Raw genomic sequence first — 19894 nt, forward strand, 5'->3', positions numbered from 1 at the left:
ACGGAGCGCGACTGCGCGGAGATGGCGCGACGCAAGTCGTGTCCCGCAGGGATTGAGGTAGCGGGTGCCCACAGGGCGCCACCTAAACAGTTTCCTCCGCGGTGAGGCGGAAACACGGTGAGCATCGCAGTGCGATGCGAGTCCCGCAGGGATGCCTGAGACGGGGTGCCCGCCTGCGGGCGGTCGAAGGCACCATTTCCGTAAGTCCTGCTCCACGCTGTAGCCGGCCTCGGTGAGGCCGGTCCGCCTGATCGACAGCCCCGGCCCTGCTTTTCCCGCCGCCGACTTGAAACTCCGGCGGCTTTCCCACGTCTTTGCTCCCATGCCCCAACCGCGCATCGCCGCTCTCGCCATCCTCGGCCTCGCCACCGTCACCGCCGCCGGCCTTGCCCTGCAGCAATATCGGCGGGCTGAAGCCTTGGCCGCCGAGCTTGGCCGACGCGAGGCCCTGATCAATCGGACCGTGCAACGCGCTGCGCAGACCGCAGCCGCGCCTTCCGCACCGGCAGAGTTCGACACCGCTTCGCGGGAGGGAGCCAATCTCGACGAGGGCGACGAAGACCTGACGGAAGTTGCACCGGACTCCCGCCGCGACCGCCGGGGCAATCGCCCGGATCCCGGCGCGATCATGGAAAAGCTCATGCAGAATCCGGAGTTTGCCGAGGCTATGCGCACGCAACAGCGTTCCCGCCTCGACGACCGCTACGCGGAACTCTTTGCCCAGCTCAACTTGCCGCCCGCGCAACTCTTGCAGCTGAAGGATCTGCTGGCAGAGAAGCAAAACGTGCCGCGCGATGTGTTCTCCGCCGCCCGCGCCGAAGGCCTCGGTCGCGAAAACCGCGACGAGATCCGTGAACTGATCAACGCCACCCAACAGGAGATCGATAGCGAGATACGCTCGACGATCGGAGACCAAGCCTTCGCCACGCTCGAGTATTTCGAACAAACCGACACCGAGCGTCGTCTCGTTTCATCCCTGGCTGACCGCCTTTCCTACAGCGCCACGCCGCTGAACGCCGCCCAAGCCGAAGCTCTCGTCGCGATTCTGGCCGATTCCGCTGCCGGGTCATCCGATTCGGGCGGACGTTTCGCTTTTGGGCCTGGCGGCAATGACCGTGCCGCCACGGTCACGGATGAATCCCTCGCTCGCGCCGCCGGCGTGCTCGCGCCCGACCAGGTCGAGGCCCTGCGCCAGATCCAAGCCGAACAACAGGCCGCGGCGACCGTGCGCGATGCCATGCGTAACGAGTTCCGTAACAGCAACGCCAGCCGCCAATCGGTTCCCGCCCAGCCACTCGCCCCGCCCACCGGCGGATAACACCGGGCCGCTCACCCGCGCGCGCGGCCCGATTCCTGCAACAAGCGCACAGCCCGCGCCAAGCCGTGCGGCGCCAATCCGCCTCGCTCGGGTTAAAAACACCTTGCCGGTCGTTTCGCCCGCTCGGTAACGTGGCCGTTCGGTCAGCTTGTTCCACTAACACTTTCCCTCCTAAACCATGATCGTAACCACCGCTCAGCTCTTTAAGCACGCTTACGGCAAATACGCCGTCGGGGCTTACAACATCAACAACGCCGAACAGGCGATGGGTCTGTTCAAGGGCGCCATCGACTCCAAGGCTCCCTTCATCATCCAGCTCTCGAAGGGCGCACGCGCCTACACCGACAAGCGCATGCTTGAGGCCATCATCCGCGCCTCCTCCGAGATCTTCCCGGAGGCCATCTTCGCGGTGCACCTCGACCATGGTGACGAGGAAACCTGCTACGACTGCATCGATTCCGGCTTCTTCAGCTCGGTCATGATCGACGCCTCGCACGATCCCTTCGAAGAAAACGTCGCCATCACCAAGCGCGTCGTCGACCGCGCCCACGCCAAGGGCATCTCCGTCGAGGCCGAGCTCGGTATGCTCGGTGGTGTCGAAGAGGACATCGTCGTCGAAGAAGGCAACGCCTGCCTCACCGATCCGGCTGAAGCCGAAGAGTTCGTGAAGCAGACCGGCTGCGACTCCCTCGCCTGCGCCATCGGCACCTCCCATGGCGCCTTCAAGTTCAAAGGCCGCCAGTCCCTCCACTTCGATGTGCTCGACAAGATCAAGGAGCGCCTCCCCGGCTTCCCGCTCGTCATGCACGGTTCCTCCTCCGTCCCGCAGGACGAAGTCGCCCGCATCAATGCCGCCGGCGGCACCATCCAGGACTCCATGGGCGTCGATGTGAACGAGTATCTCCCGGCCGCCAAGAAGGGCGTGACCAAGATCAACATCGACACCGACGGCCGCCTCGTCTGGACCCGCGTCCACCGCGAGTTCTTCCGCGACAATCCCGAGAAGTTCGACTTCCGCCCGCCGGGGAAGATCTTCATCGACGAATACGCGAAGTTCATCGCCAGCCGCAACGAGCTCCTCGGCTCCGCCGGCCAGCTCGACGACCTCCGCGCGTCCTTGTCGGCCTGATCTTTCAACCGACCCGTTTTCTACATCAAAAGCGCGTCCCGCTCGGGGCGCGCTTTTTGTTTTACGGCGACCGCGGCTCGACCCGATCCAGCCGCAGCACCGCATCATCCCGATCGGCCGGACCGTCGAAAAGGAATCCAATCCAGCCTCCCGTTTCGGCCGCCCACGCCCGCACCGCCAAACGCCCGCTGGCTTCATCAACGCCGTTCTGGAGCTGCATCTCCAAACGCGCCCCCTTACTGTAAACCACCCGCACCGTAGGCAGCATGGTCCGACCCGCCACGTGCATCGCCTCAACGGCCCCCGCCACGGCATTCACCGTCGGACTAATCTTGATCCACACTTCGCCACCGGGGGCGACAACCAGATTGTCGCCCACCAGCCGGGCTCCGCGAAGCACCACGGACTCCTGCCGCGGATCAACCCCCGGCATCAACCCCGCCGTCCAGGCGGGAGCGGCGGCGATGTCATCCGGCGCACCAGCCCGCAGGCGGGGCGGCGAGTCAGTCCCGGCGCGCGCCGCGTGAGGCACGTTCCAGGATCGCCAACCCGCCTGCACCCGATGGCTCGACGCCTCGTCCACGGCCACCTCCAAGCGCAGTCGCATGCGGGCGTGGTTCAGCGCAAATGGCACCGATTGGCGGGTTTCGCCCGGAGCCAATTCCACCTCGGTCGTCCACAACACCTGGTCATCGTGAGCTGAGTCGATAGCCGAAAACCGCGCCCGCACCGACTCCGTTGCGCCCCCCTTCAAGCGCTTCAACACCGCCTCGGCCCGAAACTGCATGATCGGATTTTCGAGCACCATCGTTCCCGTGCCGGAAAAGACGCCGGGAAAATCCCGCCCGTCCTCGTCGGCCAAGACCACCCAGTTGGGTCCCTGCGTGGTCCATGCCCCGGGTCGCACGTTGCCGCCGTAGCGATTGAGCCCATCAATCTCATCGCCTTCCGGCGGCAAGCCTCCGTCCAAAGTCACTTGGTTGAGTTGGTAGATGCGCAGCGGCCCGAGTTCGAACCGCACGGCGGACTCCGCCAGCACCTCGTCCAAAGGTGCCGGCCAATCGTCCCAGGCCGTCATCGCCAGCGCCCGGCCAAAGCGCGAGGGAAAGGCCAAATCCTCCGCCAGTCGGGCCCGTTCGCCTTCACCGTAAACCGCCGGCTCCATCCACAGCGGCAAGCCGCCCGCCTCGCTCATCGGCCAGACCCGCTCCAGCCAAGCGACGCCGCGCGCGTAAAATTGTTTGGTCGAGACGCCTCGCGCACGCTCCCGCTCCACGATCCCGGCGAGGTCCACAAAGGCGTCCGCATACGGCGGCGGAACCAGGGTCCCTTGCAGGTAGTGAAATGCCGGCGCCCGGCCCACCACATCCACATACTCCGAACGCGGTCCCGGCATATGACCAAACTGCGACCGCTGTCCGATCCACGCCGAGTGCCAGGCCGCAACCGCAATCACCATCGCCGGCGCACCGACCAAAGCGGTGCTGCACGCTCCTTGGCGAGGCAGCTCGAAGCCCAACCACAGCGCGGTGACCAAGACCGCCGACGCCGCCAGAGTCAGGTAAACAATCTCATGGTTTGTGACCAACAAACCCAGCGCCGCCAACGCCCCCACGACCGCAGCCCCGACCAGAAAGATCCGATCCGTCACTCCGCGTCCCCGCCAGCCGGCGACTGCCACCAGCCCGGACCAGACCACGACCCACAAACCGGTGAACGGAATCCAGACCGACCCGTAATAATCAAGCGGAGGCTCTAGATAGATCCGCCAATCGAGCAAATTGGACAGATACCCACCCCGAGCGCCGGCCGGGACTTCCACCACCGCGTGCCACCACTGGCCCAACGAAGCCCCGCTCCATGCCAGTTCCAAACCGATCGAGCCCACGGTTCCGGCCACCAACCACCCGCACAGCGTGACCGACACCCGCCCCCAGCCCGCCCGTTGCAGGCAACCCGCGCGCAACGCCCAGGCCGCCGCCACCGCCAGAGCGATCGCATGAAAGTTCAACTTGTTCGCCCCGCCGATGATCAGTCCGAGCAGCAGCACGAGGTTCCAACCCCAGTGTTTCCGATCCAGCACCGGCGCCAACGCCCCGGACCACGCCACCATCGCCAGCGTCCCGACGCCGATCGCGTTATACCAAACAATGGTGTGCTGCGTCGCCGCTCCGATCACGATCGCCGCGCCCAGCGCCAACACATGCCGCCAGGCCAGACGGCCGGAGGCCCCCAGCATCCCGACCACTCCCAGCAACAGCGCCGCAATGAAGACGCCGTTGCCCGCCGTCATCGCCTGAAAGGTCCCGCCAAACATCCGTTCCGCCTGCGCATTCACCCACAGCGACACCGACTGAATCGCCGTGCCGAAATCCACATAGGGCCGCTGCCCCGCCTCCATGCGTGCCGCCGCCGCGATCACCAGGCCGTAGTCCTCGAAGTCACGCAGGTAGGCCCGATTTTTCAACCACGGCGCCAATGCCGCCCCTAGCACCAGCACCGACGCGAGCGCTCCCCCCAACCACGATTTGCGAAAGCGAACTTGATTTCCAGACATCGAAAACGGCGACGGTGTAGGCACGCGCCAAACGAGGCAAAGCGCGAAAACCTCACCGTTCCCGTCGCCTCAGCGCATGCAACCACCGCGAATTCAGCGCTTCCCCGCTTCTTTGCTGAACAAAAACCGAGCTTTGCGGTCGCGAAACGGACCTTTCATCCGTCTATTCCCCCGTGTTGTTGAGATCCGCAGGCCGACACTCCCCTTTCAACGCCTATCCCGCGTGGTGCCATGCCTTTGCCGCCGGAGCGCTGTTGCTGCTGTTCAGCTCGATTCGTGGCCAGGCACAATCGGCGCCGGACCTCGCCGCAACATGGGACCTGTATCTCTCCGGCGGCTACGAGTCCGCCGTCGATCAGGCGGCCCAGGGTCGCGTGCTCGACGAAGCCAACGAGGACTGGTGGCGCATCGAAGCCGCGTCACTCTTCACCCTCGGCCGCTACGTCGAGGCCAACGAAACCCTCGACCGCGCCCGCGTCGCCGCGCCGGACAGCCTTTGGCTCATCCTGCTCCAACGTGAGGTGCAACCCTACGTGCCTTCGATTGTCAGCGACGCGCCTCTGGACCAGGGCGACCTCGTGCGCGCCATCAACGTCGCCGCCTCGTATCGCGGACCGCAGGCCATGAACGACTCCAGTTTCCTCGCCGCGGTCGGCGCCGGCGCGATCCAAGCGAGCATCGAACCCAAGTTCGTCCTCGATCGTTTCCTCAAGCCCGCTCAGGAAAAAACCGCCCCGGCCCGCGAGGCCTTCCTCGTCGCCGGCCGCCTCGCGCTCGACAAGCAGGACCCCGCCCTCGCATCCCGCACCTTTCGCGCCGGATTGGAGCATTACCCCGACGACGCCGACCTGCTGTCCGGCCTCGCCGAGGCCTTCCAGCCTTCGAACACCCAGGAGTTCATTGCCCTCGCCTACCGCGCGCTCGGATCAAATCCCCGCCACATTTCCACGCACCTGCTTCTCGCCGGCCACCACATCGATGCCGAGGACTACGACGCCGCCAACGTCCAGATCGACCAGGTCCTCGAGATCAACCCGCGCCACCCCGACGCCCTCGCCCTGCGCGCCGCCATTTCCTTCATCAAGGACGAGACCGGTCTTGCGGAAATCCAACGCGAGCTCGCCCTCTCCACCTGGGCGACCAACCCCCGGGTCGATCACCTCATCGGCGCCAAACTCTCGCGCAAATACCGCTTCGCCGAAGGCGCCGCGGCCCAACGCCGCGCCCTTGTCCTCGACCCGACCTACCAGCCCGCCCGCCTCGCACTGGCCCAGGACCTGTTGCGCCTCGGCCGCGAAGACGAAGGTTGGGCGATCGCCGAACTCGTGCATGAAAACGACGGCTATAACATCGAGGCCTACAACCTGACCTCGCTGCACGACCGCGTGGCGTCGTTCACGACGGTGGAGAGCCCCCATTTTCGCGTGCGCATGGCTCCCGAGGAAGCCGCGATCTACGGCGACCGGGCGCTCGCCTTGCTCGAGGAGGCCCGCCGCGACCTCACCGCCCGCTACGGCATCGAACTCGAACAGGTGACCACCGTCGAAATCTATCCCGACCCCGCCGACTTCAACGTGCGCACCTTCGGCATGCCCGGAGTCGGTGGCGGTTACCTCGGCGTCTGCTTCGGCCCGGTTTTCACGGTCAACAGTCCTGCCTCCTCCCGCGCCAACTGGGAGGCGGTGCTGTGGCACGAGTTCACGCACGTCATCACCCTGACCCTCTCCCGCAACCGCATGCCGCGCTGGCTCAGCGAAGGCATCTCTGTTTACGAGGAGCTTCGCCGCAATCCCGGCTGGGGTCAGCGCATGTCGGTCGATTACCACAACCGCATCGTCAACGAACACATGAAGCCCATCAGCGACATGAGCTCCGCGTTCGTGGAGGCCCGCTCCGGCGATGATACGCTTTTCGCCTACTACCAGTCCTACCTGGTGGTTGATTTTCTGGTGACCCAATACGGCTTCGAACCCCTGCGGGGCATGCTCGCCGATCTCGCCCACGGCCAACCGATCAACGAAGCCATCGCCGCCTGGTTTGAACCGATGGACCGACTCGAGCCGGCCTTCTTCGAATATGCCATCGCCAAGGCCGAGTCCCTCGCGCCCGACTTCGACCTGAGCCTGCCCCAGGATCCGACCGATCAGGAGAACGGCGGCATTCTCGCCGGACTCATCGGCCAGCGTCCGTCGCTCGCGCTGCCCTTCGGCGACGACAACGTCCCGCAACTGATCCAGTCCCTGCGCTCCGCCGTCGAGGCCGGCGACTGGGAAAAGATCCGCGACGAACTCGCGCCCGTGGCCGCGGCCGGCGTCTACCTGCCCGAGCCCTTCAATGTCCACACCCTGCTGGCCCGCGCGTATCGGGAACTTGGTGACACCGCCGCCGAACGCGCCACCCTCGAAACCATCGTGGCCCAGCAAGCCGAATCGCTCTCGGCCATCACGCGCCTGCTCTCGCTCGCCAGCGACAAGCAGGACTGGGCCGCCATGGCACGCTGGAGCGACGCCTGGATCGCGGTCAATCCCCTTGCCACCACCCCTTGGCGCGCACGCTACGAAGCCGAGCGCGAACTCGGCGACGATGCCACCGCCATCACCGCCGCCCACACCTTGCTGCGGCTCGACCCGCCCGATCGCGCCGCGCTTCATTACGGTCTGGCGGAACTTTATCACCGCAACGCCGACCTCCCCGCCGCCCGCCGCCAAGTCCTGCTCGCCCTCGAGGATGCCCCGCGCTTCCGCGACGCCTACCGCCTCCTCACCCAATTGCCCGCCCCCGCCACACCATGACCGCCCGCTCCCCATGTAGCCGCGAGCGAAAGCGAGTGGTCCTCTTCACCCTCATCGCCACTCTCATCCTTTCCGCGTCCGCCCTCGCCCAACGCCGCGACCGCGAGCCCCGCCGGGAAAGCCGCGATGTGCCGGAATGGTCCGTCGATCCCGCCTTCCAGCACGACGTTTTCTCCTTCGCTCGCCTCCGTTACCAAAGTTTTGGCGGCCGCGGCTTCGGCGGCGGTTGGGGCGGCGGCTGGGGCGGCCGTGGTCGTTGGGCCACCGATGCCCCCGAGGCCGACCTTAACCTCATGTATCGTCTCCAGCAGATGACCGCGCTGAAGGTCAATCCGGAGGTGACCTACATCGACATCGTGCCGGACCAGCTGCGCAACTATCCCTTCGTTTACATGGTTGAGCCCGGCGACCTCGTCTTCCGAGACGAGGAGGTCACCGCCATGCGCGAATACTTGCTGAACGGCGGCTTCCTCATGATGGACGATTTTTGGGGCGACAGCGATTGGTATAACGTGCGCACGGAAATGAGCCGCGTCTTTCCTGACCGCGAGCCCGTCGAACTCGAAATCGATCACCCCATCTTTCACATCGTCTTCGACCTCGACGAAAAGCCGCAGATGCCCGGCATCGATTTTTTCCTCGCCACCGGCGCCTCCGACGAACGCGGCTCCGGCCCCTCCCACTATTGGGCCTATTTCGATGACCGCGGCCGCATGATGGCCATCATGTGTCACAACACCGATCTTGGTGACGGCTGGGAACGCGAGGGCGAGGATCCCACCTACTTCCGCCGCTTCGCCGAGAAGATGGCCTACCCGATGGCGATCAACATCATCTACTACGCGATGACGCACTGAGGCTCAGCTTTCCAAACATCAGACATCTTACATCGAACATCTCACATGCCCCCTCCCGATATTCCCCTCTCCGACGAATCCGCCTTTGCCGCCCTGCAGGCGGGCCGTGACCGCGTTCGCGCCGAACTCGCCAAGACCATCGTCGGCCAGGAGGACGTGATCGAACAACTCCTCGTCGCCATGCTCGCCGGCGGCCACTGCCTGCTCACCGGCGCGCCCGGGCTGGCCAAAACGCTGCTGGTGAAATCCGTCGCGCAGGCCTTCCACCTGAAGTTTCAGCGCATCCAGTTCACCCCCGACCTCATGCCGGCCGACATCACCGGCACCGAGATCCTCACCGAAACGGACAGCGGCCGCCAACTCACCTTCGTGCCCGGCCCGGTCTTTGCCAACCTGCTCCTCGCCGACGAAATCAATCGCACCCCGCCCAAGACTCAAGCGGCCCTGCTGGAGGCCATGCAGGAACACCAGGTCACCGCCGCCGGCGTGCGCCACCAACTCGCTGAACCCTTCTTCGTCCTCGCCACCCAAAATCCGGTGGAGATGGAAGGCACCTATCCCCTGCCCGAAGCCCAACTCGACCGCTTCCTCTTCAACGTGCTCATCGACTACCTGCCGGAGGAACAGGAAATCGAAGTCGTCAGTCGCACCACCTCGGCCAAACCCGCGCCGATCGAGCCCATCTTCAGCGCCGAGGAAGCGATCGCCTTTCAATCCCTCGCCCGCGACATCCCCATCGCCAGCGACAACGTCGTCTATGCCGTGCGTCTCGCCGCCACCACCCGTCCCCACCGCGACGGCGCACCCGACTTCGTGAACAACTGGCTCAACTGGGGCGCCGGCACCCGCGCCGCCCAGGCCCTCGTCATCGGCGCCAAGGCCCGCGCGCTCTGGCTCGGCCGCACCCACGCCAGCGCCGAGGACATCCGCGCCCTCGCCGCCCCCGTTTTCCGCCACCGCATCCTGCTCAACTACCGCGCCGAAGCCGACGGCGTCACCGTGGAGGACGTCATCCAAAAACTCCTCGCCCACGTTCCGAGCCCCTAAGCCCCGTCTTTCTCTTTCCTCTTTATCTTTCTCTTTCTCCCCGTTGGCCGAAACCCGCCCGCTCCGCGGGGAGAAAGAGAAAGAACAAAGAACGCACTCCTCCCTCTTTTCCCACCGATGCCCACCGCCGCCCTCGACCCCGCCGCCCTGCTCGCGATCCGTGATCTCGAGCTGCGCGCTCGCGCGGTCATGGAGGGCCTTGCGACCGGCCTGCACCGCAGCCCCTTTTCCGGCTTTTCCTCGGAGTTCACCGAATACCGGCAATACAGTCCGGGCGACGATCTGCGCTACCTCGACTGGAAAGCCTACGCGCGCACCGATCGCTTCTACCTCAAAAAATTCGAGGACGAGACCAACCTGCGCTGTCTCCTCGTTCTGGATACGAGTCGCTCCATGACCTTCGGCTCACGCGGCTACAGCAAGCTCGACTACGCGCGCACGCTCGCCGCGACGCTGGCCTGTTTCCTGCACTCGCAGCGTGACGTGGTCGGACTCGCGCTCTTCGACCAAACTGTCCACCACGCCGTGCCCGCCCGTTGGCGCGCCGGGCATCTCGGGCACATTTACGCCGCCCTCACGCGTGACTCGAGCGCGACGACGACCGCGATGGGCCCGGCTCTGGATGAGGTGCGGCGGCTGTGCCCGAAACGCACCCTCATCCTGCTCATCTCGGATTTCCTCTCCCCCGCGACGGAGTGGAGCCCCCAGCTTTCCCACCTCGCCGCGGCCGGCCATGACGTGCGCGCCCTGCAGGTGCTCGATCCGGCGGAGCTGACCCTGGAGGGGTTCGGCCATGCCGCCATTTGGCAGGACCTCGAAACCGACCAAAACCTCTACGTCGTTCCCGCGCAGGCCCGCGCCACTTATCGCCAGAACTTCGCGGCGCACGCCGCCACCGTGCGCGATGCGCTCCATCGCTGCGGCGTGCCCCAGCAAACCGTCGACACCGGTGAGCCACTCGACGCCACTCTGCGCACCTTTCTGCGCAATCAACCCGCTGCCGCCTCGCATCGCACCACCGGAGGGACCCGCGCATGAGTTTGCTGGCCCCTTGGTTTCTCGCCGGCCTCGCCCTACTCGCCGGACCGGTCATCGCTCATCTCATTCGACGGGCCACGCGCGATCGGGTCACCTTCAGCGCCGTGCGTTTTCTCACGCCGTCGGCTCCACGACTGGACCGCCGCAGCCGGATCCAACACCCGCTCCTGCTCGCCCTTCGCCTGCTCATTCTGGCCCTGCTCGCGCTCGCCTTTGCCCGGCCCTACTTTACCGGCAACGCCCCCATCGTTCCGTCCGTCACCCCACCGCGCCATGTGATGGTGATCCTCGACCACAGCGCGAGCATGCGGCGCGAGGGCCTGTGGTCGGCCGCCCGCCAAAAGGTTGAATCGATCGCCGAGGACCTCTCCGCGGCGGACGATTTCAGCCTCATCTTGGCCGCCGACCAGGTGCGGGATCTCATCACGGCCGACACGTGGCGCGCCACGCCGCCGGATGATCGCGAGAGCTTGGTGGCGGGCATGCTCGATTCGATTCCGGCAGCCGGTTGGTCCGCCTTCCATTTGGACGGCGCCGTGGCGGCTGCCATCGAACGCCATCAGGAAATCAGCGCCGCCGACAACGCCGAACCCACCGCCCCGCGCATTCATGTCGTTTCCGATCTCGCCGCCGGTGCGCGCGTGAGCGGTCTCGCCAGTGTCTCTTGGCCTGCCGGCCTGGAGCTGAAACTCGATACGATTGCAGCGGCCGAAACCGCCAACCTTGCCCTCCAATGGCTGGGTTGGGGCATCGCGACCGATTCCGCCACGCAGCCCCCGGCCCGCGTGCGGCTCATCGCGTCGTCCGACTATCCCACCTCGACCGCGACGCTCTCGCTGCGCGACGCTGCCACTGGCACCCCCGTGGGAGAGCCGACTTCCCAGGTGATCTCCCGCGGCGGCACCACGACTGTTCTGCTGCCGATTCCCGAGAACGCTCCCGCCGCCCTCACCATCCAGCTCGAAGGCGACACCGTTGACTTCGACAACCAACTTTGGGTGGTGCGGCCAAGCCCGCGGGAACTGCCAATCGTCATCCCCGGCGCCGTCAACCGTGACGCAACCGATCAAGCGGCCTTCTACCTCACGCGCGCCGTCGCCGGTTGGCGCGATCCGTTGCCCGTGCTCAGCCCAGACCTGCCGGAACCCACTGACCGCGCGTCCACCTTGCCACCGTTCATTATTCTACCGGGCGGACCAACGACGCCCGCGCCCGCCCGGCTGCGCCCAGCCGTCGAACAGGGCGCGAGCGCGCTGTTGCTTGTCAACGACCCCGCGAATGCGGAGCTCGCGGCCCAATTGATCGGCGATCCCGTCTGGACCTTCCGCACCTCCCCTGCGAGCGACAGCGATAACTACAGCCTCTTCGGTCAAATCGACTTCAGCCACCCGCTCTTCCTCCCCTTTGCCGATCCTCGCTACAGTGACTTCAGTCGCATCCGCTTCTGGTCCCGCCCTCACCTCACTCTCCCGGAGGAAAGCCGCGCGCAGGTCGTCGCCCGCTTCGACGATGGTTCGCCGGCCGTCATGGAAGCGACGTTGGGCCGCGGCCGCGTGGTCATTTGGGTCGGCGCGTGGACTCCCACCAGCAGCCAGTGGGTTCTGTCCTCAAAATTTGTGCCCTGGCTCCAAGCCCTCGCCGAACGCACCGCTGGCGGTGCCCTCCGGGCCTCCGTCACAGGCCTTGATCAACTCCAACGCCTCGGCCCCTTCGACAGACTCTCAGAGGAGATCAGCCACCCGGGCATGTATCAACTTCACCGCGACGGCCTGCCGGACCGGGCCGTGGCCCTCAACGTGCCGACCCGCGAGAGCGACCTCACCCCGCTCGACCTCGACACCCTCGCCCGCCTCGGCGCCCCACTGAGCACCGAACCGGATGCCACTGAGCTCGCCCGCGCGGAAGCACAACAGCGCGACGAGGCCGCCTACCTTACCGAGTCCCGCCAAAAACTCTGGCGCTGGCTGCTCCTCGCCGCCGCCATCCTGCTCCTCTGCGAAAGCCTGCTTTCGCTGCGCATCGCCCAACGGGCCGCCGCCCTCACCTGACCGCTGAACCATGCGCCGACCTCTTCGCCTCTTCTTTTCCTTCGACGCCCGGCTCCATGAGGAGTTGCGCGCGATCGCCCGGCACCACCAATCGGCCCAATTGCACCGGCGCGGCGTGCACATCTGGGCAACCTTGGCGAGCATCGCGGTCGCCCTCCTCTTCGTCCGCTGGCTCACGCCAAGTTTTGCGATGTGGTTGGGGCCCTTGCTGCTGCTTTCCCTTTTCATCGCCTTTATCGCGATGGTCTGGCGGGCCTTCCGCAACCACCTCGACCTCATCGCGACGGCCCGCGCGATCGAACGCGACTATCCGGAACTCAAGGAAGCCCTGCGCACCGCCGCCGAACAGACGCCCGGCGCGGACGGCCGCCTCACCTTCCTCCAGCGTCGTCTGCTCAAACACGCCCTCGACCACGCCGCCGTCTCGGCCTGGCACAGCACACCGCGCTCGGTCGCCCGCCAGTTCGCGATCGCCCATGCCCTCACCCTTGTGCTCGCCCTCGGCATCACCGGACTCGCCCTGAACTATGGCGCGCCGTGGAGCACCACGTGGGACCGCGTATTCCACCCACCCAAGGTCGCCGCCGGAACCGAGATCGAGGTCACCCCCGGCAACCAGGAGGTCGAACGCGGCGCGACCGTCGTCATCGCTGCCCGCTTTCCCGACGCCCTGCCCGCCGACGCCGCGTTGGTATGGCAAAACGCCGCCGGGCAATCCGGCCGCATCGCGATGTCGCGCAGCCTGTCCGATCCGGTCTTTGCGACCACCCTCACCGATGTTGCCAGCGACACCGTCTACTCCGTCGAATACGGCAGCGAGTCCACCACCAGTTTCGCCCTCACCGTCTTCGAACTGCCCAGCCTCGTGCGCGCCGACGCCACTCTGGACTTCCCGGAATACACGGGACTCAAGGACCGCACGATCGTCGACACGCGCCGCATCAGCGCGGTCGAAGGCACTCACCTCGATTACCAATTCATCATCAACCGTCCGGTCGCCCGCGCCATCTTGCAGTCCGATGACGGCGAATCCCTGCCACTCGAACCGCGCAACGACGATGGCACCCTGTTCGGCATCAGCCAAACGCTCGCCACCAGCGCCCGCTACAAGCTGCAACTCACCACGTCCGACGGTCGCGCAGACCCGGTGCCGGCCGACATCCGGATCGAGGTCGCCCCCAACGAGCGCCCCGAGCTCACGCTCAACTTTCCGCGCGGCGACCAACGTGTCTCCCCCATTCAGGAAATCCACCTGAACGCCGACATTCGCGACGACTACGGGTTGCTCGACTACGGCATTGCCACCGCCATCGGCAGCGCGGAACCCGAATTCCACTCCTTCAAAACCGCCTCCAGCCAACCACCGCTCGAGGCCGAGGTCTCGCACCTGCTGGCCCTCGAAAATGTCGGTGTCGAAATCGACGAACTCGTCACCTGGTTCGCCTGGGCCGAGGACTACGGGCCCAACGGTGAACCGCGCCGCACCACCGGCGACCTCTTCTTTGCCGAAGTCCGCCCGCTCGATGAAATCTTCCGCGAAGACACGGCCGGCGGTGGCGCCGCCGGTGGCAGCCCGGGCGGTCCGGCCGGCGACCTCATCGAAATTCAACGCCAGCTCTCCATCGCAATCTGGAACCTGCGCCAGGAAGGGGCATCAGACGATCCCACCTTCCGCGAGAACGTTGAAGTCCTCCGCGATTCCCAAGCCCAGGCCCGTAGCCAACTGACCGAATTGCGCGCCCAACTCGACGATCCGCGCATGCGCGGCAATGCGGAACTGGCCGACCAGTCGATGGGCATCGCACTGGACGAACTCAACGACGCCGCCGATGAACTCAGCGTCGACCCACTGGACAACGCGTGGCAAGGTTCCCAAGCCGCTTTCCGCGCCTTGCTTCGCCTTCAGCCCAAGGAAACCAACATCGTCCAGGGCAATCAGGCTGGCGGTGGCGGCGGCCGCAATCGCCAACAGATCGACCAGCTCCGCATGCGCCGCGAGGCCAATGACTACGCCGACCAAAGCCAGGCCGAGTCCGAGGTCACCCCGGAGCAACGTGAGGAGCTCAACCTCCTCTCCCGCCTCCGCGAACTTTCGCGCCGTCAACAGGATCTCAACGAACGCCTGCAGGAACTTCAGACCGCGCTGGCCGCCGCAACCACCGAAGCCGAACGCGAGGAAATCCGCCGCGAGCTGAAGCGATTGGAAGAGGAACAGCGCCGCATGCTCGCCGACCTCGACGACGCCCGTCAGCGTCTCGATCGCACCCAGGCCGGCGAACAACGCGAGCAGACCCGCCAACAGCTCGAGGAGACCCGCGACAACATGCAGCAATCCAGCGAGCGCCTCGCCCAAGGCGAGGTGTCCTCCGCCCTCGCCGCCGGCACCCGCGCTCAGGAAAGCCTGCAGAACACCAGCGACGAGATGCGTGAAGACTCCTCCAGCGTATTTGCCGATCAACTACGCGAGTTGCGCCGCCAGGCCCGCGAGCTCAGTGAGGCGCAGGCAGAGCTCAACCAACAATTCAGCGAGCGCAGTGATGGCCCGCCTTCGCTCGACGGCGCCGGCGGCACGGAAAACCTGCTCGAATCCACCCGCGCCCAGCAGGAACGCCACGCCCAGTTGCTGCAGGACCTCCGTCAGGTCACCGAGGACAGCGAGGGCACCGAACCCACCCTGCACCGTCAGCTCTACGACCTCATGCGGGAACAGGGCACTCAGGGTCCGACCCGCGATCTGCAGGCCAGCGCCGAACTCCTGCAACGCGGCTTCCTCGACGACGCCCGCCGCCAACAGGCCGGCGTGCAGCAGGACTTCGAACGCCTGCGTGAGGGCATCGAACGCGCCGCCCAATCCGTGCTCGGTAACGAAGCCACCGAAATGCGCTTTGCGACCAACGAACTCGAGGACCTCGCCAACCAACTCGACGCCGAACGCCGCGCCGCCACCGGCGGCCAACCGGACACAGAGGGCGAATCGCCCCAGCCCGGCGAATCCTCGGACGCAGTAGCCGGGCTCGGTGAGCCCGGTGCCGAATCCGGCACCCGACCCTCACCATCCGAGCAACCCGGCGAAACGGTCGCCGGGGTCGGTGACCCCGGTGCCGAACCAAGCACCGGCACCCAACCCTCCCCCTCCGGCCAACCCGGCGACCCCAATTCCAATTCATCTCCCTCCGGCCAACCCGGCCAAGCTGTCGCCGGGGCCGGTGGCCCCGGTTCCGCCCCTGGCACCGCCCCTCAACCTTCCTCCGCCACCGGCGACACCCCACCCGGCGACCAACCCACCGACATCTCCGAAGCCCTCGCTCAACTCCTCGGCGACAATGCCGGCGGATCGGGCGGCGCAGATGGGCAACGTGCCCCGGGCACCGGTCCCATCACCGGCCGCGACTTCGCCGATTGGGCCGATCGCCTCCGCACCGTCGAATCCCTCCTCGAGGACGATCAACTCCGCCAACGCCTCGGCGAGGCCCGGGCCGAAGCCGAGGAACAGCGCCGCGAGTGGCAACGCGAAGGCAAGGCGCCGCAATGGGACCTCGTGCAGACGGCCGTGCTCGACCCGCTCGTCGAGGTGCAGACCTGGCTGAAACAGGAACTCGCCCGCCGCGAGGATCCCACCTCCCTGCAACCCATCGACCGCGATCCGGTGCCCGACAAATTTGCCGAATCCGTTCGCCGCTACTACGAGTCCCTCGGCGCCGCCGCCAACGAATGATCCCGCCCGCACTCATCACGTTTGCGGGTTCCTCCTGGTGGTTGCTCGCCCTGCCCCTCGCCATCATCCTCGGTGCCGCCGCTTGGTATGCCCTGCGCCCCGCCCAACCCAATCGGGCCGCCCTCGCCGTCGGCCTCGCCTTGCGCGGGCTCGGTATCGGCTTGCTCGTGCTGACCCTGCTGGACCCGCAGTGGGTGGTCTCCCGCGCCAAACGCGGGGCCAACATCGTCGCCGTCCTTGCTGACAACAGTCGCGGTCTCGACATCACCGAAACCGGCGCCGAACAATCCCGCGCCGCCGCCATGCAACGCACGTTGGTTGCTCCCGTCACGCCATGGCGCGAGGACCTCGAACGAGAGTTTCAGCTCCGCTCCTACAGCTTCGACCGCGAGCTGCGCCGGGTCGCCGACTTTGGCCAGTTGGATCACCGCGGCGACCGCTCCGACCTTGGCGTGGCGCTGCGCCAATTGCGTGACCGGCTTTCCGACCAGCCCCTCGCCGGGGTGCTGCTGTTCACCGACGGCAATGCCACCGACCTCACCATCGAACTCGCCGATCTCGACAACCTGCCGCCCGTTTACCCGGTCGTGGTCGGCCAACCCGGTCGCGTGCGCGACCTGCGCATCACTCGCGCCGACTTGCGCCAAACCGCCTTTGACGACGCACCGGTCTCCGTGCGCGCCGCCATTGCCGGCACCGGTCTGACCGGCGATGACGTTTCGGTTGAAGTCATCGCAATCGATCAGGGCGCCGGCGCGGCGCTGCCCGCCGCCCGCAGTCTGCCCCTGGATTCGACCGGCGCGGAAAACGAAACCACCTTCGAATGGCGGCCAAGCGGCAGCGGCATTCAGTTCTACACCCTGCAGGCCCAATTGACGCAGGACCCCGCGGGCGCCTCCGAGGCCTCCATCCTCAACAACCGACGTCACGTCATGGTTGACCGAGGGCAACCCGCCTACCGCATCCTCTACATCGGCGGACGGCCGAACTGGGAGTTCAAGTTCCTCAATCGGGCCCTCGCCGAAGACCCGCAGCTCGACCTCGTCGCCTTGCTGCGCTTGGCGCGGCGGGAACCGAAGTTTGAATTCCGGGGACGGGCCGGCGAATCCAACAACCCGCTCTACCGCGGCTTCGACCGCGACACCGACGCCGCGCCGCGCTACGACGAACCGGTGCTCACCCGCATCAATCCGCGCGACGAGGAAGAGTTGCGCGCCGGATTCCCGCGCACCGCCGAATCCCTCTTCGCCTACGACGCGGTGATCCTTGACGACGTCGAGGCGGACTTTTTCGACGCCAATCAACAGATGCTCCTGCGCCGCTTCGCGGCCGAACGCGGCGGTGGCCTGCTCTTTCTCGGCGGCGTCGATTCATTGGAAAACGGTGGCTATGCCGACTCGCCTCTCGCGGCCGCCCTGCCGCTCTATCTCGACCGCCGCGCCTCCACCACGCCGCGTGGCGAGCTCCGCTGGGACCTCTCCCGCGAAGGCTGGGTGGAGCCATGGATGCGCATCCTGCCCAACGCCGAAGACGAGCGCAATCGGCTCGCCGACATGCCGGCCTTCCTCATCGCCAACGGCCTGTCGGCCGCCAAGCCCGGCGCCACGGTGCTCGCCACCTTGAGCGACAATGACGGTCGCACCTATCCCGGACTCGCCGCCCAACGTTTCGGCGCGGGTCGCGTCGTCGCTGTCGCGGTTGGCGACCTTTGGCGCTGGGGGCTGCACGACGCGACCGGCCAGGCGGATCTCGCTCGTTTTTGGCGCCAGCTTTCCCGTTGGCTCGTGACGGATGTGCCGCAACGCGTCGACCTTGCCATCACGCCGGACGCAACCGCACCGGAAGCGATGCGGTTGCGCGTCAACGTGCGCGACGAAGCCTACCGCCCTCTCGATCTCGCCCGGGTCGTCCTCACCATCGAACACGTTCCCGGCACCGGTGACCCGGCGCAGAACGCCTTCACCAGCGTCGAGCTCACCGCCGAACCCGAAGTCGACGCGCCGGGTCGCTACACCGCCCGTTTCACCGCGCGCGATCCCGGCGGCTACCGTGTCACCGCCGCCGTGACTGACCGCGCCGGCAAACTCATCGGCACCGACGTCGGTGGCTGGGTCAATGACCCGCTGACCGCGGAGTTTGCCTCCCTTGAACCGAACACCACGTTGCTGAACGCCCTTGCTGCCCGCACCGGCGGTCAGGTCATTCAACTCGACGACGAAGCCGCGCTCGGCGCCTTGGCTGACACGCTCGCGCGCTCGCCGGCCCCCATCACCGAATCACGTTCCTCGCCGCTCTGGCACAATGGCTTCGTCTTCATTCTCATGCTTGGCTGCTGGCTCGCCGAGTGGGGCTGGCGCCGCTGGAAAGGACTGCCATGAAGTGGCTGCGTTACTTCCTCATCCTCTTCGGCTGTGCGACCGCGCTCCGCGCAAACCATCTACTGCTCATCGTCGGCGCTCCGGGCGAAGAGGATTATGGGCCCGTGCTGGCCGAAACCGCCCAAGCCTGGCAGGAGGCCGCCGCCAAAGCCGGGCTCACCACCACCCAAATTCGCGACTTTTCCGAGGACGGGCGATCGCCCCGCGACCAGCTCATCACCGCGCTCGCTCCTTACGTCACCGAAGAGGAGGCGCCGGCGCCGTTGTGGATCGTTTACGTCGGCCATGGCACCTTCGACCTGCGCACGGCCCGCCTCAACCTGCACGGCCCTGACGTATCCACCGCGGAGTTACGCGAGTGGCTGAATCGAATCGATCGACCGCTGGTGTTCGTCCATGGCGGTTCCGCCAGCGCCCCGTTCATCACCGCCCTCTCGCGCCCAAACCGCATCATCATCACCGCGACGGAAAGCGGCAACGAGGTGAACTACGCCCGCTTCGGCCTGCGCTTTGCCCGCGCGGTGATCGATCCGTCGGCCGACATCGATCAGGACGGGCAGACCTCACTGCTCGAGGCCTTCGTCACCGCCGCCCAACAGGTGCAGGCTTTCTACCTCGAAAACAACCGCCTCGCCACCGAGCACGCGCTCATCGACGACAACGGCGACGGCCGCGGCACCCCCTACGACTTTTTCAACGGCACCCGCGTCACCCAACGACCGACCGACGCCACTGCCGAGCCCGACGGTGCCCGCGCCCGATTGTGGTCCCTTTTGCCTTCCGCCGAGGAACGTGCTCTCACCCCTGAGCAACGCGCCCTCCGCGATGAACTGGAGGCCCACCTCGAAACCCTGCGCGAGCACAAGGAAAGCCTGAGCGAGGGCGACTACTACGAAGCGCTGGAGAGAATCTTCCGCGGCCTCGCGGAGGTTTACGGGATTTCGCCATCGTCCTGAACACGAGCCGTGAGGCGACCCAGCGTCCGCAAACGGACTGCCTCCCCTTCGGGAGGTTA

Annotated in this window: 11 protein-coding genes; 10 read left to right on the forward strand and 1 reads right to left on the reverse strand. The window is 66.4% G+C overall.

Annotated features, from left to right (window positions below; translation table 11 throughout):
* Nucleotides 1–322 precede the first annotated feature (322 nt).
* Together AC0MRV_RS16430 and AC0MRV_RS16435 are read left to right on the forward strand one after the other, a co-directional pair.
* Complete coding sequence (locus tag AC0MRV_RS16430; protein ID WP_472765586.1) at nt 323–1318, forward strand: hypothetical protein; 996 nt, start codon at nt 323–325, stop codon at nt 1316–1318.
* A 178-nt stretch (nt 1319–1496) separates the two neighbouring features.
* Nucleotides 1497–2447 carry a class II fructose-bisphosphate aldolase gene (locus AC0MRV_RS16435; protein ID WP_472765587.1) on the forward strand — a complete coding sequence of 317 codons (951 nt, stop codon included), beginning with the start codon at nt 1497–1499 and terminating at the stop codon, nt 2445–2447.
* Nucleotides 2448–2508: 61 nt separating this feature from the next.
* On the opposite strand, the gene AC0MRV_RS16440 is transcribed toward AC0MRV_RS16435, so the two are convergent.
* Nucleotides 2509–5004, reverse strand: coding sequence for a hypothetical protein (locus tag AC0MRV_RS16440; RefSeq protein WP_472765588.1), 2496 nt, complete (start codon nt 5002–5004; stop codon nt 2509–2511).
* A gap of 176 nt (nt 5005–5180) precedes the next feature.
* Here AC0MRV_RS16440 and AC0MRV_RS16445 point away from each other — a divergent pair, with 176 nt between their 5' ends.
* The 8 genes from AC0MRV_RS16445 (at nt 5181) to AC0MRV_RS16480 (ending at nt 19835) form a co-directional block, all read left to right on the forward strand.
* The gene (locus AC0MRV_RS16445; RefSeq protein WP_472765589.1) at nt 5181–7796 is read left to right on the forward strand and encodes a peptidase MA family metallohydrolase; all 2616 of its coding nucleotides are present in this window, start codon (nt 5181–5183) and stop codon (nt 7794–7796) included.
* Nucleotides 7793–8653 carry a DUF4159 domain-containing protein gene (locus AC0MRV_RS16450; RefSeq protein ID WP_472765590.1) on the forward strand — a complete coding sequence of 287 codons (861 nt, stop codon included), beginning with the start codon at nt 7793–7795 and terminating at the stop codon, nt 8651–8653. The genes AC0MRV_RS16445 and AC0MRV_RS16450 overlap by 4 nt, the downstream gene beginning before the upstream one ends.
* Before the next feature lie 45 nt (nt 8654–8698).
* The gene (locus AC0MRV_RS16455) at nt 8699–9700 is read left to right on the forward strand and encodes an AAA family ATPase (RefSeq protein ID WP_472765591.1); all 1002 of its coding nucleotides are present in this window, start codon (nt 8699–8701) and stop codon (nt 9698–9700) included.
* A 117-nt stretch (nt 9701–9817) separates the two neighbouring features.
* Nucleotides 9818–10738, forward strand: coding sequence for a DUF58 domain-containing protein (locus AC0MRV_RS16460; protein WP_472765592.1), 921 nt, complete (start codon nt 9818–9820; stop codon nt 10736–10738).
* Nucleotides 10735–12786 (forward strand): BatA domain-containing protein, encoded by a 2052-nt coding sequence (locus tag AC0MRV_RS16465; protein ID WP_472765593.1) that lies wholly within the window; start codon nt 10735–10737, stop codon nt 12784–12786. Before AC0MRV_RS16460 ends, AC0MRV_RS16465 begins: the two co-directional genes overlap by 4 nt.
* A gap of 10 nt (nt 12787–12796) precedes the next feature.
* Nucleotides 12797–16501, forward strand: a complete 3705-nt coding sequence (locus AC0MRV_RS16470; protein ID WP_472765594.1) for a hypothetical protein — start codon at nt 12797–12799, stop codon at nt 16499–16501.
* On the forward strand, nt 16498–18879 hold the full coding sequence (locus tag AC0MRV_RS16475; protein WP_472765595.1) for a hypothetical protein: 2382 nt from the start codon (nt 16498–16500) through the stop codon (nt 18877–18879). The genes AC0MRV_RS16470 and AC0MRV_RS16475 overlap by 4 nt, the downstream gene beginning before the upstream one ends.
* On the forward strand, nt 18876–19835 hold the full coding sequence (locus AC0MRV_RS16480) for a hypothetical protein (protein ID WP_472765596.1): 960 nt from the start codon (nt 18876–18878) through the stop codon (nt 19833–19835). Before AC0MRV_RS16475 ends, AC0MRV_RS16480 begins: the two co-directional genes overlap by 4 nt.
* Nucleotides 19836–19894: the final 59 nt, after the last annotated feature.

It is taken from the genome of Actomonas spartinae (genome assembly GCF_051209155.1).
GTDB lineage: Bacteria > Verrucomicrobiota > Verrucomicrobiia > Opitutales > Opitutaceae > Actomonas.